Raw genomic sequence first — 2,041 nt, forward strand, 5'->3', positions numbered from 1 at the left:
GCATCATTAAATATACGAAAATAGAAGCGAATTATTAAAATTATTTCCCTATTTTTGAATATAATAAACGAAGGTTTTTTCACAGACTGACGTTGTAGGAAATACTAAAAAAAATAACGCAAATAAGAAATGAATAAAGAAACATCTGAATTTTTTGAAAGGCATTCTATAGATTTGAAGTTTACAATCGATGCAGAACAAAATGTAATAAATGAAAATTTTAAAAATTTGATGCGTTCGCAAAATAAATACTACGCTTATAATACAAGTCTTTGTGAAAAAGGTCATAACATAAAATCAAGAAGTAATCACTGTTTAATTTGTGATAGTTACGATATAAAAATTTATAAAGAACTTTATGATAATGGTTTTATATATATTGCAGGAAGCAAAAAATTGAAACTTATAAAAATAGGTAGCTCAAAAGACAATTTAACTGTTGCTAAAAGACAGTTATCCCTGAATGACAAAAAAGGTTACGCAGAAACAAATGATTGGAAAATTCTTGTTTCATATTTCTGCGATAAAAGAGGTTTTCACGAAAAAGAAATTCACAAGCTGTTAAAACCTAATGAAGCAGTTGGTTATGTTTATACTAAAGATGATTTAACAAATGCAACTGAAATATATCGTTGTAGTTTTAAAAAAGCAAATGAAATTTGTGCAAATTATTTCAAAGACTTAACTACCAAAATAACAATTTTCGAAAAAAAAATGGACGATTATGCTTTTCCAAATATTAAGAAAATGTAAAGAACTTCAAAAAAAATCATGATGATAAGACCTAAACAATTTTAGGGAAAATCTATAAAATATTCCAAAATTAAATATAATTCAAAGTATGAAATTAGCTTTACAATTTCTTGTCTTTTTAGTTTTTCTATCCTGTCACAATGAAAAAAAAATAGAACAAAACACTGATAAGCAAGTGACCAATAATGATGTTATTGAAACTAAAACGACAGTAATTAAACCATCTGAAAAAACAACTGGTAAAATTAGTAACATTGATGTTGGTTGTGGTTACACATATCGTTTACGAGGAACCAATATTGATTTATCTATACCAAAAAAAAGAGAAATTGACCAAATCAATTCTATACTTCAGCACGTAGGAATTCCAATGAATTTCGAGTATTATAGTGCAAATATCCAAAATGCAGTAGCGACAATGATTGATAATAAGAGATATATCATATATGATCAACGATTATTTAATTATAGTGATAAACTCGGTGACACTTATTGGAATTCAATGTCAATACTTGCGCACGAAATTGGTCATCATTTATCGGGTCATACCCTTAATAATCACGGAAACTTAGACGATGAGCTGGAAGCAGATAAATTTTCAGGTTTCATACTTTTTAAAATGGGAGCTAAACTTTCAGAAGCAAAAAATGCGATTTCCTTGTTAGGTTCTGAAACTGATAATGACTCACATCCATCAAAATATAAACGTATTGCCTCAATAACCAAGGGTTGGAATGAAGCAAATGCACAAAGATATAGTAGCGCAATTCCACCTTCGCCTATTGATGACGACGAAAATTACCAAATTACTAAATTCTATGAGAAAGATATTTTATCTGAGGACATGATTCATTATGTTAACCGTAATGGAAACAATTATAACGATTATGAAGGAATTATTATCAACATAGACAAAGAAGATCCTTCAGGAAATAATATTGACCCATATCATAATATGCTAGTAACATTGGAGTTAACTAAAATAAACAAAGAGCAATATGATGAGGATAGAAAAATTGGACAGAGATACCAATTTAATTTAATTGACTATTATCAAGGTGATAGGGTTACATTATCTTGGTTAGAAGCTTTAATGGTTCCAGGTAGAAAAATTCGATTTAAATCATTTTATATCGGATGGGATAGTGAAAGTTTTACTTACGTTGAAAAAAAGAAAAGATAAAAGTACTTCCTACAATAACTAAGCTTTCGTTTTGTCTGAAAGACAAGAAATGAAAGCCCGTTGAACGGAACCTTCGGTAGCTTTTGCTCCCCACTTGGTAACCTT

Annotated in this window: 2 protein-coding genes; both read left to right on the forward strand. The window is 29.0% G+C overall.

The window, feature by feature from the left end:
• Positions 1–129: 129 nt before the first annotated feature.
• Positions 130–753 carry a hypothetical protein gene (locus HNQ03_RS15955; RefSeq protein ID WP_173780689.1) on the forward strand — a complete coding sequence of 208 codons (624 nt, stop codon included), beginning with the start codon at positions 130–132 and terminating at the stop codon, positions 751–753.
• An 88-nt stretch (positions 754–841) separates the two neighbouring features.
• Positions 842–1,936 (forward strand): M48 family metalloprotease, encoded by a 1,095-nt coding sequence (locus tag HNQ03_RS15960; RefSeq protein ID WP_173780690.1) that lies wholly within the window; start codon positions 842–844, stop codon positions 1,934–1,936.
• The last annotated feature ends 105 nt before the right edge of the window (positions 1,937–2,041 follow it).

This window comes from Frigoriflavimonas asaccharolytica, assembly GCF_013294015.1.
GTDB classification, from domain to species: Bacteria; Bacteroidota; Bacteroidia; order Flavobacteriales; family Weeksellaceae; genus Frigoriflavimonas; species Frigoriflavimonas asaccharolytica.

Excerpts from the sequence above, each read along its gene's own strand:
- HNQ03_RS15955 (WP_173780689.1), top strand. The coding sequence starts at position 130 with ATGAATAAAGAAACATCTGAATTTTTTGAAAGGCATTCTATAGATTTG.
- HNQ03_RS15960 (WP_173780690.1), top strand. The coding sequence starts at position 842 with ATGAAATTAGCTTTACAATTTCTTGTCTTTTTAGTTTTTCTATCCTGT.